This is a genomic window from Actinosynnema pretiosum (genome assembly GCF_002354875.1).
GTDB lineage: Bacteria > Actinomycetota > Actinomycetes > Mycobacteriales > Pseudonocardiaceae > Actinosynnema > Actinosynnema auranticum.
Genome location: NZ_CP023445.1, coordinates 6,722,521 through 6,735,550 on the forward strand (window position 1 = coordinate 6,722,521; position 13,030 = coordinate 6,735,550).

General features: G+C 74.5%; 14 protein-coding genes. 3 read left to right on the forward strand and 11 right to left on the reverse strand.

Annotated elements, in window-relative coordinates:
- Positions 1-78: 78 nt before the first annotated feature.
- The 8 genes from CNX65_RS28595 to rimP all read right to left on the reverse strand — a co-directional run bounded on the left by CNX65_RS28595 (position 79) and on the right by rimP (position 8,429).
- The gene (locus CNX65_RS28595; RefSeq protein WP_096496519.1) at positions 79-1,395 is read right to left on the reverse strand and encodes an MATE family efflux transporter; all 1,317 of its coding nucleotides are present in this window, start codon (positions 1,393-1,395) and stop codon (positions 79-81) included.
- A 65-nt stretch (positions 1,396-1,460) separates the two neighbouring features.
- Positions 1,461-2,471, reverse strand: coding sequence for a DHH family phosphoesterase (locus CNX65_RS28600; protein WP_096496520.1), 1,011 nt, complete (start codon positions 2,469-2,471; stop codon positions 1,461-1,463).
- A 10-nt stretch (positions 2,472-2,481) separates the two neighbouring features.
- Positions 2,482-2,931 carry a 30S ribosome-binding factor RbfA gene (gene rbfA, locus CNX65_RS28605; RefSeq protein ID WP_096496521.1) on the reverse strand — a complete coding sequence of 150 codons (450 nt, stop codon included), beginning with the start codon at positions 2,929-2,931 and terminating at the stop codon, positions 2,482-2,484.
- A gap of 19 nt (positions 2,932-2,950) precedes the next feature.
- Positions 2,951-3,247, reverse strand: coding sequence for a DUF503 domain-containing protein (locus tag CNX65_RS28610; RefSeq protein WP_096496522.1), 297 nt, complete (start codon positions 3,245-3,247; stop codon positions 2,951-2,953).
- A gap of 98 nt (positions 3,248-3,345) precedes the next feature.
- Positions 3,346-6,441, reverse strand: coding sequence for a translation initiation factor IF-2 (gene infB / locus CNX65_RS28615; protein ID WP_096496523.1), 3,096 nt, complete (start codon positions 6,439-6,441; stop codon positions 3,346-3,348).
- 74 nt (positions 6,442-6,515) lie between these two features.
- Positions 6,516-6,872 (reverse strand): YlxR family protein, encoded by a 357-nt coding sequence (locus CNX65_RS28620; protein WP_177154432.1) that lies wholly within the window; start codon positions 6,870-6,872, stop codon positions 6,516-6,518.
- Between the two features lie 22 nt (positions 6,873-6,894).
- Entirely contained in the window at positions 6,895-7,908 is a 1,014-nt protein-coding gene (nusA, locus tag CNX65_RS28625) for a transcription termination factor NusA (RefSeq protein ID WP_096496524.1), read from the reverse strand.
- On the reverse strand, positions 7,905-8,429 hold the full coding sequence (gene rimP, locus CNX65_RS28630) for a ribosome maturation factor RimP (RefSeq protein WP_015804532.1): 525 nt from the start codon (positions 8,427-8,429) through the stop codon (positions 7,905-7,907). Before rimP ends, nusA begins: the two co-directional genes overlap by 4 nt.
- Positions 8,430-8,584: 155 nt before the next feature.
- Between rimP and CNX65_RS28635 the strand changes: the two genes are divergently transcribed.
- Both CNX65_RS28635 and CNX65_RS28640 read left to right on the forward strand, forming a co-directional pair.
- Positions 8,585-9,022 (forward strand): hypothetical protein, encoded by a 438-nt coding sequence (locus tag CNX65_RS28635; protein WP_096496525.1) that lies wholly within the window; start codon positions 8,585-8,587, stop codon positions 9,020-9,022.
- A complete protein-coding gene (locus tag CNX65_RS28640) occupies positions 9,019-9,459 on the forward strand; it encodes a ferritin-like domain-containing protein (RefSeq protein WP_096496526.1) in 441 nt (146 codons plus the stop codon). The genes CNX65_RS28635 and CNX65_RS28640 overlap by 4 nt, the downstream gene beginning before the upstream one ends.
- Before the next feature lie 203 nt (positions 9,460-9,662).
- On the opposite strand, the gene CNX65_RS28645 is transcribed toward CNX65_RS28640, so the two are convergent.
- The 3 genes from CNX65_RS28645 to CNX65_RS28655 all read right to left on the reverse strand — a co-directional run bounded on the left by CNX65_RS28645 (position 9,663) and on the right by CNX65_RS28655 (position 12,506).
- A complete protein-coding gene (locus CNX65_RS28645; RefSeq protein ID WP_157767888.1) occupies positions 9,663-10,562 on the reverse strand; it encodes a hypothetical protein in 900 nt (299 codons plus the stop codon).
- Between the two features lie 55 nt (positions 10,563-10,617).
- Positions 10,618-11,619 (reverse strand): aminotransferase class V-fold PLP-dependent enzyme, encoded by a 1,002-nt coding sequence (locus CNX65_RS28650; RefSeq protein ID WP_096496528.1) that lies wholly within the window; start codon positions 11,617-11,619, stop codon positions 10,618-10,620.
- Positions 11,620-11,717: 98 nt separating this feature from the next.
- Entirely contained in the window at positions 11,718-12,506 is a 789-nt protein-coding gene (locus CNX65_RS28655) for an SDR family NAD(P)-dependent oxidoreductase (RefSeq protein ID WP_096496529.1), read from the reverse strand.
- A 48-nt stretch (positions 12,507-12,554) separates the two neighbouring features.
- Here CNX65_RS28655 and CNX65_RS28660 point away from each other — a divergent pair, with 48 nt between their 5' ends.
- Positions 12,555-12,962 carry a YjbQ family protein gene (locus tag CNX65_RS28660; protein ID WP_096496530.1) on the forward strand — a complete coding sequence of 136 codons (408 nt, stop codon included), beginning with the start codon at positions 12,555-12,557 and terminating at the stop codon, positions 12,960-12,962.
- The last annotated feature ends 68 nt before the right edge of the window (positions 12,963-13,030 follow it).

Here is a 13,030-nt window from a genome sequence, read left to right on the forward strand (position 1 = left end):
CTCGGGCGGTGCGGGTGTCGACACTCCTTCCATCGACAACCATTGTTTACCGTTAACAATTCCGGCGGGCAACGCTCGTCACACGGCCGCGCCGGGAACCGCCCACCTGCCGGAGCGGGTCCGCAGCACCACGGCCACCAGGCGCAGCGCCATGAACGCGGACAGCCCGGTCCAGATCCCCGACAGGCCCCACCCGAACGCCAGGCTCAACCAGATCAGCGGCAGGAACCCGGCGGCGGCCGACAGCAGCGTCGCGGTGCGCAGGAACGCCGCGTCGCCCGCGCCCAGCAGCACCCCGTCGAGCGCGAACACCACCCCGGCGATCGGCTGGAGCGCCACGAAGAACCACCAGGCGTTCGGGATCTCCCCGAGCACGCCGGCGTCCCCGGTGAACAGGCCGGGGAGCACCCCGGACAGCGCGGCGAACAGCACCCCGAGGCACGAGCCGAACACCAGCCCGTACCGGGTGACCTGCCGCGCGAAGCCCCGCGCGTCCTCGCGCCGGTCCGCGCCGAGGAACGCGCCCACGATCGACTGGGCGGCGATGGCCAGCGAGTCCAGCACGAGCGCCAGGAACGTCCACAGCTGGAGCACCACCTGGTGCGCGCCGACGGCGGCGACCGAGGTCCGGGCGGCCACCGACGCCGCCGACAGGAAGCACGCCTGGAACGCCAGGCTGCGCAGCACCAGGTCGCGGCCCACGCCGAGCTGGGCGCGCATCAGCGCGGGCGCGGGCCGCAGCGGCGCCCGCTCCACCACCAGCGCCCGCAGGAACAGCCCGGCGGACAGCAGCTGGGCGACCACGTTCGCCACCGCGGAGCCCTCGAGGCCCCAGCCCGCGGTGTGCACCAGCAGCGGGCACAGCACCGCCGACACCGCGTTGCCGAGCAGCACGTACCGCAGCGGGCGGCGGGTGTCCTGGACCCCGCGCATCCAGCCGTTGCCCGCCATCGTCACGAGCACCATCGGCGCGCCGAACAACGCGATCCGCAACCACGACACCGCCTCGGCCGCGACGACCTCGTCGCCGACCAGCAGGCGCGCGGCGGGCCCGGCGAGCAGCTGCCCCAGCACGATCACCAGCGCGCCGACCGCCAGCGCCAGCCAGGTCGCCTGCACGCCCTCGGCCACCGCCTCCGCGCGGCGACCGGCGCCGAACAGCCGGGCGGTGCGCGCGGTGGTGCCGTAGGACAGGAACGTCAGCTGCGTGGCGACCTGGGTGAACAGCACGCCGCCCAGCGCGAGACCGGCCAGCGGCAGCGCGCCGAGGTGGCCGACGACGGCCGTGTCCACCAGCACGTAGAGCGGCTCGGCCGCCAGCACCACCAGCGCGGGCGCGGCCAGTCCGACGACCCTGCGCGCTGGAACCCGTTCGACCACCACTCGCACCCCCATGCTCGACCGGGATCAGCCAAGCACAGGGGTGAGCGGATTCCGGACGGTCCTTACCGGCGCGGGCTCTACCGGCGCAGGTCGCGCGGTTCGCCTGCCGCGGCCACGACGGTCTCCAGCGCCTGCCGCAGCCGCTCCAGCACCTCCTCGGCGCTCCCGGCGGCGGTGAACCCGGCGGCCAGCCGGTGCCCGCCCCCGCCGAGCAGCTGCGCCACCTCGCGCACGTCCACCCGGCTCACCGCGCGCAGCGACCCCGACCAGCGGCCCGGACGCAGCTCCTTGAGCACGGCGGCGACCTCGGCCTCGGTGGTGGTGCGCACCAGGTCCACGACGCTCTCGACCTCCTCGGAGCGCAGCCCGGCCGCGTCCTCCAGGGTCACCACGGCGTGCACCAGGCCCAGCCCACCGGCGGCCGACGGCTCCAGCCTGGCGCGCCCGAGGACCCCGGCGAGCATCGCCAGGTAGCCGAAGGGGTGCGAGTCCATCAGGGAGCGGGCGAGCGCCTCGCCGTCCACACCGGCCGCGATCAGGCGCGCGGCCACCAGGTGGGTGGACTCGGTGGCGTGCCGGAACGAGCGGGTGTCGGTGACCAGGCCCGCGTAGACGCAGCGGGCCACCGGCTCGTCCAGCTCCACGCCCAGCTCGTCGAGCACGCGCAGGACCACGACGGCGGTGGCCTCGGCGCGGTCGTCGACGATGTTGATCGTGCCGTAGCCGGGGTTGGACACGTGGTGGTCGATGACCACCACGTGCTCGGCGGTGGCGATCCGGCCGCCGAGGTGGCCGAGCCTGCCGACGCTGCCGCTGTCCAGGGCCACGAGCACCTCGGGGCGCTCGGGCACCTGCGACGGCGGCACCAGCAGGCCCGCCACGTCCAGCCCCGCCAGCGAGCGGGGCACCTCGGCGGGTTCGGAGAAGGACACCCGAACGGTCGCGCCGCGCCGGTGCAGCGCCAGGCCGAGGGCCAGGGCGCTGCCCAGCGCGTCGGCGTCCGGGTTCACGTGCCCGAGCAGCGTGACGTCTCGGGCCCGCTCCAGCACGCGTGCGGCTGCGGCGACGGCCGCGTTCAGGTCATCCACGACCCGAACGCTAGTCGGACTCCTCCACCTCACGCGCGGCCTTGTACGGATCCGCTTCGCCCGCGGGCTTCGCGTCGGAGGCGATGCGCGCCACCTCGGCGTCCAGCTCGCGGGCCTTGGCCAGCAGCTCGTCCATCTTCCGGGCCTCGTCGGGCACGGTGTCCGTGACGAAGGTCAGGGTCGGCGTGAACCGCACCCCGGTCTGCTGGCCGACCGTGCTGCGCAGCACGCCCTTGGCCTTCTCCAGTGCAGCCGCGGCGCCCGCGAGGTCCGGCTCGGAGTCGAGCTTCTCGCCCAGCACCGTGTAGTACACCGTCGCGTCGTGCAGGTCGCCGGTCACCTTCGTGTCGGTGATCGTGACCCTGGCCAGCCTGGGGTCCTTGACCTGGTGCTCCAGCGCGGACGCGACGATCTGCGAGATCCGCTTGGCCAGCTTGCGAGCCCGTGCCTGGTCGGCCACGGCGCTCCCTCCTCTTCCGCTACTCGTCCTCCGGCCCGACCAGCCTGTGGCGGGCGGAGAGCAGTTCCAGTTCGGGGCGTCCCGCGACGAGCCGCTCGCAGGCGGCGAGGACATCCCTGACATGCTCCGCGTCGGCGGCGGCGACCGCCACTCCGATCAGGGCGCGCCTGTGCAGGTCGAGGTGGCCCGCCTCGGAGGCGGACACCTCGAACTTGCGCTTCAGCTCGGCCACGACGGGCCGAACCACCGATCGCTTCTGCTTGAGCGAGTGCACGTCGCCCAGCAGCAGGTCCAGCTCCAGTGCTCCTACGTACAAGTGTCAGACCGCTGTTTATCCACCGCGGCGGGTGCGCTATGGGACTTGCGGAACGGGACACGGGGCCGCCACCAGGGCGGCCCCGTGTCCCGGATCGATCAGGCGCGCGGCTTCTCGCGCATCTCGAACGTCTCGATCACGTCGCCGATCTTGAGATCGCCGTAGTTGCCGAGCGTCAGACCGCACTCGTAGCCCTCGCGGACCTCGGTCGCGTCGTCCTTGAACCGCCGCAGCGAGCTGATCGGCAGGCTCTCCTGGATGACGTTGTTGTCGCGCAGCAGGCGGGCACGGGCGTTGCGGCGGATCTCGCCCGAGAGGACGAGGCAACCGGCGATCGTGCCGACCTTGGAGGACTTGAAGACCTCGCGGACCTCCGCGCGGCCCAGCTGGACCTCTTCGTACTCCGGCTTGAGCATGCCCTTGAGGGCCTGCTCGATCTCGTCGATCGCCTGGTAGATCACCGTGTAGTAGCGGACGTCGACGCCCTCGCGGTTGGCCAGCTCGGTGGCCTTGCCCTCGGCCCGGACGTTGAAGCCCAGGACGATGGCCGAACCCGCGACGGCGAGGTTGATGTCGCCCTCGGTGATGCCACCGACGCCCCGGTGGATGACCCGCAGCTCGACGTCGTCGCCGACCTCGATCTTCATCAGAGCGTCTTCCAGCGCCTCGACGGTACCGGAGTTGTCACCCTTGATGATCAGCGTGAGCTGGCTGGTCTCCTTCAGCGCGGCGTCCAGGTCCTCCAGGCTGACGCGCTTGCGGCGGGCCGCGTTGAGCGCGTTCCGCGTGCGGGCCTGGCGGCGCTCGGCGATCTGCCGGGCGACCCGGTCCTCCTCGACCACGAGGAAGGTGTCGCCCGCCCTCGGGACCGAGGTCAGACCGATGACCAGCACCGGCCGCGACGGGTACGCCTCGGTGACGTCGTCGCCGTGCTCGTCCACCATGCGGCGGACGCGGCCGTACGCGTCGCCGGCGACGATCGAGTCGCCGACCCGCAGCGTGCCGCGCTGCACCAGCACCGTGGCGACCGGGCCGCGACCGCGGTCCAGGTGCGCCTCGATCGCGACGCCCTGGGCCTCCATGCCGGGGTTGGCGCGCAGGTCCAGCGAGGCGTCGGCGGTCAGCAGGATCGCCTCCAGCAGGCCGTCGATGTTGACGCCCTGCTTCGCCGAGATGTCGACGAACATGGTGTCGCCGCCGTACTCCTCGGCGACCAGCCCGTACTCGGTGAGCTGCTGGCGGATCTTGGCGGGGTTGGCCCCCTCCTTGTCGATCTTGTTGACCGCGACCACGATCGGGGCGTTCGCCGCCTGCGCGTGGTTGATCGCCTCGACCGTCTGCGGCATGACGCCGTCGTCCGCCGCCACCACGATGACCGCGATGTCGGTGGAGTTCGCGCCGCGGGCGCGCATGGCGGTGAACGCCTCGTGACCCGGCGTGTCGATGAAGGTGATGAGCCGGGGGTTGCCCTCGAGCTCGGTCTCCACCTGGTACGCGCCGATGTGCTGCGTGATGCCGCCGGCCTCACCCTCCGCGACCTTGGTCTTGCGGATGGTGTCGAGCAGGCGGGTCTTGCCGTGGTCGACGTGACCCATGACGGTGACGACCGGGGGCCTGATGGCCAGGTCGTCCTCGCCACCGGCGTCCTCGCCGTAGGTGATGTCGAACGTCTCGAGCAGCTCGCGGTCCTCCTCCTCGGGGGACACGACCTGCACGACGTAGTTCATCTCGGAGCCGAGCAGCTCCAGGATCTCGTCGGAGACGGACTGCGTCGCGGTGACCATCTCGCCGAGGTGGAACAGCACCTGCACCAGCGAGGCCGGGTTGGCGTTGATCTTGTCGGCGAAGTCGGTCAGCGAGGCGCCACGAGGCAGCCGGATGGTCTCGCCGCTGCCCTTGGGCAGGCGGACGCCACCAACCGAGGGCGCCTGCATGTTGTCCATGTACTCCTGGCGCTTCTGGCGCTTGGACTTGCGTCCACGACGCGCAGGACCGCCGGGGCGGCCGAAGGCGCCAGCCGTGCCGCCGCGACCACCGGGGCCACCGCCACCGGGACGACCGCGGAAGCCGCCGCCACCACCGGCCGGGGCGCCACCGCCACCGCCGGGGCGGAAACCGCCACCGCCACCGCCACCACCGGGACCGCCGCCGCCGGGGCGGAAGCCGCCACCGCCGCCACCGCCACCGGGACCGCCGCGGAAGCCACCGCCACCGCCGCCGCCACCGCCGCGGAAGCCACCGCCGCCGCCACCGGGGCCGCGACCGCCGCCACCGGGACCGCCGCCGGGACGACCACCGCCGCCGCCACCGGGGCGGGGCGCGGCCGACCGACCGGGCATCATGCCGGGGTTCGGGCGGGGGGGCATGTTGCCGGGGTTCGGGCGCGGACCGCCGGACCCGGCGGAACCGCCGGGGCGGGGACCGGCCGGACGCGGGCCGCCGGGACGCGGGTCACCGGGCTTGGAGCCGCGGTCGCCGCGCTCGCCGCCGCCGGGACCGCCCTGCGGGCGCGGGGCCTGCGGACGGGGGGCGGGGGCGCCGCCGCCGACGCCGAACGGGTTGTTGCCCGGACGGGGGCCGCGCGGGCCCTGCGGCTTCGGGGACTGCGGCCTGGGCGGCACCACCGAGGGGTTCTCGGCGGCAGCCGCGGGCTGCTGCTGCTGGGGCTGCTGGCGCGGGCCGGGCCTGGGGCCGGGACGCGGGCCGGACGCCGGGCGCGGACCCTGCTGGCGCTCGGCGGCCGGAGCCGCCGGGGCCTTGGGGGCCTGCGCGGCCGGAGCCGGGGCGGCCTGCGCGGCCGGGGCCGGGGCGACCGGGGTCGCCGCCGGGGCCTGGGGCGCCTGCTCGGCCGCAGCCGGCTTCGCCGGGGTCTGCGGCTTGGGCGCCTGGGGGCGCGGGCCGGGCACGGGGCGCGGACCGGGCTTGCCCATGGGCATCGTGGGACGCGGGGCCTCGGAGCCGCCCTGGGGGGCGGACGGGGCCTGCGGCTTGGGGGCCGAGGGGCGGGCGCCGGAAGACGGCTTCTTGCCCTCGCCCTTGGCGTGCGCGTCGCGCAGTCGACGCGCCACCGGCGCCTCGACGGTGCTGGACGCGGACTTCACGTACTCGCCCTGACTGGCGAGCGTGGTCATCAGTTCCTTGCTCGTGACACCGAGCTCTTTGGCGAGCTCGTGCACGCGGGCCTTGCCTGCCACTGCACTCCTCTGCTGATGAGGCCGGCGGCAGCCCGTCGACCTCGTCTCAACGTCGCGCGTTCATGTCTTCAGCTTCACGGCTGACTCATGACGGGTCGACCTGCTTCCTTGACTTGCTGCCGGCCGCGAGGCGATCCCGCGGCCGTACTGCCGAACTGCTCCAGGTGTGCGCGAACGCCCTCGGTGTCGAGCTCGCCCTTGACCTTCAAGGCCCTGGGAAACGCCCGACGCTTCTCGGCGGTGCGGAAGCAGCTGGGATCGGGGTGCAACCACGCTCCCCGCCCCGGCAGCCTCCGACGTGGGTCCGGGGCGAGAGCCCCGGCCACGGCGACCACGCGCAGCAGCTCGGAATACGACGTCCGAGCACGGCATCCTACACATGTGCGGACTGGGCCGTCGTGCTCGTTCACCGGTCCCTGACGTCGAACCACTGGGTAGTCTATCCCCTGATTGTCATTCAGCCGAACCGGATGTCGCGGAGTCCTTCTGGACGGCCTCCGCGTCGCTCCGGATGTCGATCCGCCACCCGGTCAGCCGGGCGGCCAGCCGGGCGTTCTGCCCCTCCTTGCCGATGGCGAGGGAGAGCTGGAAGTCGGGCACCACGACGCGGGCCGTCTTGGCCCGCTCGTCGAGGACCCGCACCGAGACGACCTTCGCAGGTGAGAGCGCGTTCCCGACGAAGGTCGCCGGGTCGTCCGAGTGGTCGATGATGTCGATCTTCTCGCCCGCGAGCTCGCTCATGACGTTGCGCACGCGCGCGCCCATCGGGCCGATGCAGGCGCCCTTGGCGTTCACGCCGGGGACCGTCGTGCGCACCGCGATCTTCGAGCGGTGACCTGCCTCACGCGCCACCGCGGGGATCTCCACGGTGCCGTCCGCGATCTCCGGGACCTCCAGCGCGAAGAGCCTGCGCACGAGGTTCGGGTGGGTGCGGGAGAGGGTGATCTGCGGGCCGCGCGCGCTGCGCGACACGCCGACGACGTAGCACTTGATGCGGGCGCCGTGCTTGTACTCCTCGCCGGGCACCTGCTCGGCGGGCGGCAGCACGCCCTCGGTGTCGCCGACCTGCACGACGACCATGCCGCGCGCGTTGGCGCGGGCGTCGCGCTGGACGACGCCGCCGATGATCTCGCCCTCCTTGGCGGAGAACTCGCCGAAGGTGCGCTCGTGCTCGGCGTCGCGCAGGCGCTGCAGGATGACCTGGCGCGCCGTGGTCGCGGCGATCCGGCCGAACCCCTCGGGCGTGTCGTCCCACTCCTCGGTGACGACGCCGTCCGGGCCGAGGTCCTGCGCGAGCACGCGCACGGCCCCGGACTTGCGGTCGATCTCCACGCGCGAGTGCGGGTGGTGCCCGTCGGTGTGCTTGTACGCGGTCAGAAGCGCGGTCTCGATGGCTTCCAGAACGGTGTCGAAGGGGATGTCCTTGTCCCGCTCGATCGCCCTGAGAGCGGCGATGTCGACGTTCACTCCGACTCCTCCTTCGAACCCCGGTCGCCCAGGAGCGCGAGCTCCTCGACCGGGGGTTGCTTGAACTCGACCTCTACGACGGCTCGCTCGATCGCGCTGTACTCGACGCGGCGCAGCTCGCCCTTCACCAGGAGCACGACACCGGTGTCGTCGCAGTCGCCGACGCGGCCGAACCACTCGACCTGCTCGGGCTGCTTGACCTTGACCAGCCGCAGCCTGGCGCGCAGCCAGTGGCGGGGTCGGGTGAGGGGGCGGTCGGCGCCGGGGGAGGTGACCTCAAGCGTGTAAGGACCCGCGATGAGGTGCTCGTTGGCGTCGAGCGCGGCGGACACGGCGCGGCTGGCCTGGGCCACCTCGTCGAGCCCGATGCCCTCGTCGCCGTCGACGACCACCTTCACGAGCCTGCGACGCCCAGCCTGGTTCACGTCGAGCAGTTCCAGGTCGTAGCCGATGGCCTCGACCGCCTCCCGCACGACGGGGGTGAGCTGCGCGGCGAGTTCTCCGCGCGGCGGGCTGGACACGTGGTGACTCCCAGTCTTCCGGGTGCAGGTGAGCTGTGAGCACGACAACCCCGGTCGACGCTGCACTCGCCGGCCGTGGTCGCCCAGACTAGCCTGTCCTGGGCCGTCCGCACGCCCCACGGGCGGTGAGCGGTGGTCTGGCAGGATCGGCGGACGTGATCGGACTCAGCAGGCGCGCCGTGCTGCTCGCCGCGGCCTCGGCGCCGCTGGTGGTGGCGTGCACCTCGACCCCGCCCGCCCCGCCGCCCCCCGACCCGCTGGCCGCGCTGGCCGACGCGGCCCTCAAGGACGCCGCGCTGGCCACCGCCGTGGACGCGCGGGAGACCGCCGCCGCGCGGACCGAGCACGCCGCCCGGTTGCGCGCCGAGGTGGAGCGGGCGACACCGAGCACACCGTCGTCGTCGGCGGCGCCGTCGACCACCCCGTCCGCGCCGCAGGCCCCCGCGGGCGCGACCAGGGAGCAGTTGGCCGCCGCGCTGCAGGCGGCCCAGAAGCAGGCGGCGGACCTGCTGCCGTCGCTGCCCGCGCACCGCGCCGGGCTGGTCGGCGCGGTCGCCGCGGGGTGCGCGAGCTTGGTGGAGGCGTTGGGGTGAGCGACCAGGCGAGCGCGGACGCGGTGCAGGTGGGGCTGGGTGCGGAGCACGCGGCCGTGTGGACGTACGGGCTGGTGAGCGCGTTCCTGCCGAAGGCGCAGGAGGCGGCGGTGGCCGAGGGCGCGAACGCGCACCGGGCGCGCCGGGACACCACCGAGCGGTGGTTGCGGGACGCGGGGCAGCAGCCGAAGCCCGCGGCGGCGGCGTACCTGCCGCCGGAGGGCGTGCAGGACGCGGCGTCGTCGATCGCGGCGCTGGTGGCGGTGGAGGCGGACTGCTGCGCGGCGTGGCGCGGGGTGCTGGAGCGCACCGACGACAACGCGCTGCGGACGACGGCGCTGGCGGCGCTGACCGAGTCGGCGGTGCGGGGCACGCGCTGGCGGCGGGCGGCCGGGCTGTCGCCGGTGTCGATCGCGCTGCCGGGCGTCCCGGAGTAGGCGTCCCGGAGTAGGCGTCCGGGGGCGGGCGAGCCGGGAGGGGGCGGGTCGGCGCGGAGCCGGTCCGCCCCCTCCTTGCGCGCTCCGCCGGCTCGCGGGAGGCCGTTCGCGCGGTCCCGGCGCGTGGCGGAGGCCACCCCGGTCCGTGGGACCGGCTCCCGACGGGTGGGACGCCGGGCCTCGGGCGGGCCCGGCGCCACCGGTCAGCCCAGGCCGGCGGCCAACCGGAGGGCGTCGGCGGAGATCCGGCGCATCAGGTCGGTGTGCCCGGCCCCGGTGTTGTCGGCCTTCGCGGTGTCCGACTCGACGATGACCACGTCCCGGTCGCTGAGCGCGGAGGCGTAGCCGCCACCGCCGAGCGTGGTGATGCCGTCGACCTTGACCGCGCCGTCCTTGACCAGGTCGTTGACGTTGCCGGTGCCGTCCCGGTTGGTCAGCTCCATCAGGGCGGTGGCGTCCTCGGCGCTCTTCATCCGGACCACGGCCACCGAGGTGTGGACCTTCGCCCCGCCTGCCGCGGTCGTGGTGTAGAGCGCCCTGATCAGCTCCTCGCACGGGGTCTTCGTGAAGAAGTCCTTGGCCTGGCCGTAGGCGTGCGAGGCGCACTCGGCGTCCCGGCGCGGGGCCGGGGCCTGGGTGGACGGGGTGAACTCGAACTCGCCCGCGGGCACCTGGGAGGCGCTGGACGGGGTCGGCGCGCCGGTGGAGGACTTCGGCCCCTCACCCGACTGGAACATCATCCAGACGAGTCCGGAGACGACCGCGATGCCGACCAGGCCGATGATCCGGACCACCGCCGTGCGCCGCTGGAACGGCACCGCCGACAGGCCGGGCGCGGTGGCCGGGTGGCTGCGCGCCCGCTGCCCCGGCGCGCCGTGCGGCGGCGGGGGCGGTTGCCGGTGGAAGCCCTGGTCGTAGCCGCCGTGCGAGGGTGGGCCGCCGAGGTGCGGCGGGCCCTGGTGGCCGGGCACCGGCTCGAACGTGAGGGTGCCCGACGGGGTCTGCTGGGGGGTGGGCGGGACGGGCTGGGGCTGCCCCTGGTCCTGCGGCGGGGGCGGCCCCATCGGCGGCCCAGCCGGGACTCGGGGAATCCGCTGGGTCACCTCTCCAGGTGATTCGGGGGGAACCGACACAGCCGACCACGGTAACGGACGCGGTTCAGGCGAGCGCTCTGAGCACGTGGTCGACGTCGTCGCGGGTGTTGTAGAGGTGGAAGGCGAGCCGGACCCGGCCGGCGCGCGTGCTGGCGGCGATCCCGGCGGCGAGCAGGGGTTCCGGGGGCACGTCCAGGGAGACGATGGCGGACCCGGCGGGCGGCAGGCCGAGCCCGGCGCGCAGCGCGTCGGCGAGCCCGGTGGTGTGGGCGTGGACGGCGGCCCGGTCGAGCGAGGCGAACCAGGGCAGCGCGACCGCGGCGCCGACGTGGGCGTGCCAGACCGGGGACAGGTCGAGGCGGCGGGCGTCGGCGGCCAGGCGCAGCGGCAGGTCGTAGACGGTGGTCCACGGGTCGTCGCCCGCGTACCAGTTGGCGACCAGCGGCGCGGTCCTGGCCAGCGCGGCCTCGGAGCAGGCCAGCCAGGCGGTGCCGCGCGGGCTGAGCAGCCACTTGTAGCCGGTGCCGACCACCCAGTCGGCCCAGTCCAGCTCCAGCGGCAGCCAGCCCGCGGCCTGGGTGGCGTCGAGCAGGACCGGGACGCCGGTGGCGCGCAGCGCGGCGAGGTCGGCGAGGCGGCCGTCGGCGGACTGGGCGACGCTGACGGCGACGAGGTCGTGGTCGGCGGCGCGGGCGGGGAGCTCGTCCAGCGGGACCTCGGTGACGGTGTGGCCGCGCGCGGCGAACGGGAAGGTGAGGCTGGTGAAGTCGCCCTTCGCGACCAGGACGCGGGCGCCCTCGGGCAGGCTCGCGGCGACCAGGGCGACGAGCTGGGAGACGGTGGCGCCGATGGCGACGCGGTCGGCGGGCACGCCGACGACCCGGCCGAACGCGGCGCGCGCGACGGCGACGGGCTCGTCGAACACCGGAGGGGCGTCGGCACCGCGCGCCCAGCGGGCCACGGCCTCGGCGACCGCGCGGGCGGTGGTGGTCGACGGGACGCCGACGCTGGCGGTGTTGAGGTAGCCGGGTGGGACGTCGAAGGTCTCGCCGAACGCGGTCCGCATGAGGCCATCAGACCGGACGCCCCGCCGGTCGTCCACCTCTCGGCGGGGCGGTTCACCCGCCGCGCCGTCCGCCCACCGCGCAGGCGCCTCCCCAGGCCTCAGCGCAGGGTCACCACGTTCCCGGTGACGAGCTTGGCCTCCTCGGAGCACAGGAACGCCACGACCTCGGCGACCTCGTGGGGCTCGGCGACCCTGGTGGAGGCGCGGACGGCGTCGTTGACCCAGCCGGTGTCGGTCGCGGGCGGCTTGACGCAGTTGGCGGTGACGCCGTGCGGGGCGAGCTCGACGGCGGCGGCCATCGTGTAGTTGTCCAGCGCCGCCTTGGCAGCGCCGTAGGTGACCTCGCTGGGGAACCCGCCGGGTCCGCCGGAGGTGAGGCCGACGATCCGGCCCCAGTCGGCGCCGCGCGCCAGGTGCCTGCGGGCGAACTCGGCGATCAGCAGCGCGCTGGCGCGGGCGTCCACGGCGAACTGGGCGTCGAAGGTCTCGGCGGAGACGGGGGCCGTCGTGCGGCCGAACTGGTCCAGCCCGGCGGCCAGGAAGGTGTCCTGCACCCAGGCGGAGGCGTTGTTGACCAGCACGTCGACCGGGCCCAGCTCGCGCTCGGCGGTGTCGAAGAGGCGGGCGGGGGTCTGCGGGTCGGCGAGGTCGGCCTCGACGGCGAGCACCCGGCCGCCCGCCGCCTCGATCGCGCGGACCACGGCGGTGGCGTCGGACTCGCGGTCGGCGGCGTACCGGTCGGGGAGGCCGGGGTCGGGGAGCGGGGTGAACCTGAAGTAGGCGGCGAGGACCTGGACGCCCCGCGCGGCGAGCGCGGTGGCGACGGCGGCCCCGATGCCCTGGTTGGCCCCGGTGACGATCGCGGTGTGCGGCACGGTGTCGATCATTCGGCCGCCGTCCGGCGGTGTCGACCGGTTTTTGCGTAGGCTCTCCGGGTGCTCAGCGAGGAGATCGAGATCAGGACGGGCTCCGCCGAGGTCGTGTTCGACCTGACCGCGCACTGCGAGCGGTTCCTGGCGAAGACGTCCGGTGACGGGCTGCTGCACGTGTGGGTGCCGCACGCCACGGCCGGGCTCGCGGTGCTGGAGACGGGCGCGGGCAGCGACACCGACCTGCTGGCGGCGCTGCGCGACCTGCTGCCCGCCGACGGCCGCTGGCGGCACCGGCACGGCACGCCGGGGCACGGCCGCGACCACGTGCTGCCCGCGCTGGTTCCGCCGCACGCGACGGTGCCGGTGCTCGGCGGGGTGATGGCGCTGGGCACCTGGCAGTCGGTGTGCCTGGTGGACACGAACGTGGACAACCCGGTGCGCAAAGTGCGGTTCAGCTTCCTGAACGGGTGAACTTTCGGCACGACCGGGCGCGAGGGTGAACACCCTCCGTCGTGAGCGGGAGTGAGCTGCGGCACGAC

Coding starts and splice junctions, on each gene's coding strand:
- CNX65_RS28650 (WP_096496528.1), bottom strand. CDS start 11,619: ATGCGGACCGCGTTCGGCGAGACCTTCGACGTCCCACCCGGCTACCTC.
- CNX65_RS28595 (WP_096496519.1), bottom strand. CDS start 1,395: ATGGGGGTGCGAGTGGTGGTCGAACGGGTTCCAGCGCGCAGGGTCGTC.
- CNX65_RS28655 (WP_096496529.1), bottom strand. CDS start 12,506: ATGATCGACACCGTGCCGCACACCGCGATCGTCACCGGGGCCAACCAG.